This window comes from Deinococcus rhizophilus, assembly GCF_030271215.1.
Lineage (GTDB): Bacteria > Deinococcota > Deinococci > Deinococcales > Deinococcaceae > Deinococcus > Deinococcus rhizophilus.
In genome coordinates this window covers 1-810 of record NZ_JASNGB010000350.1, presented here as the reverse complement: position 1 = coordinate 810, position 810 = coordinate 1, and the positions used below count along the sequence as shown (strand labels likewise).

The following is an 810-nucleotide window of genomic DNA, read 5'->3' as shown; positions in this document are numbered from 1 at the left end:
GCGGCCGTGGCGCAGGCCGACGCCTGGGTGCGCCGGGCCGCGCGGCACACCCAGCCGGTCACGGACGAGGTGCTCGGCGCTGTCACCGCCTGCGTGATCGCGGCGGTCGGGCCGATGGGCGAGTTCGTGGTCGACGACGTGCTGGACGAGCTGGGCGACACTCCCACCCTCAGCGCCCTGCTCTCGGGGCTGGCCCGGCAGCTCGGTGAGGCGCAGATGCCGGTCTTCGTGCGTCACCTGCGGGCGCGGGACCTCGCGTGACCGCCCCCACACTTCCCACTGCCCTGCCCCTGCCCGACCCGCTCACCCTGCCCGACCCGCTCACCCTGCCCGCCCTGCCCACTCTGCTCATTCTCCTGCCCACAGGGCACCGGTGGCCCGCCTGGCGCGTGGCCCGGAAGGGACCTTCATGAAGTACACGGTCGTGATTCGCCAGCCTGTCCCCGAGGAGGTGCGCCCCGAACTCGAAGCGCAGCTCGTCTCCCGTTTCAGCCTCTCGCCCGAGCAGGCCACCCGCCTGGCCTCGCGGCGTTCGGGCCGCCTGATGAAACCCAGCGGGCGTCCCCGCGCCGAGCTGCTGCTGCGCGTGTTCGAGGAATTCGGCGCCGCCGTCGCCCTCGAGGAGGTGCGCGAAGAGACCCGGCTGGACCTGAACCCCTTCGAGCAGGTGGCACCGCGAACCCCCGCACCCCGCGCCGGGGCGGCAGACGACGTGGAACTGGCCCCCGCCGCTGACCCCTTCGGCGGGCTGGGCGGCCTCCCGGCTGGCCCCGGCGCCGACCCCTTCGCGGTTCCCGTGCCGGTCGGTGC

2 pseudogenes are annotated in these 810 nt (G+C 74.6%); both read left to right on the top strand.

The features are described from left to right. A pseudogene (locus tag QOL99_RS17280) lies at positions 1-261 on the top strand (hypothetical protein); the annotation flags it as partial. 148 nt (positions 262-409) lie between these two features. Beyond that, a pseudogene (locus tag QOL99_RS17275) lies at positions 410-810 on the top strand (HAMP domain-containing protein); the annotation flags it as partial.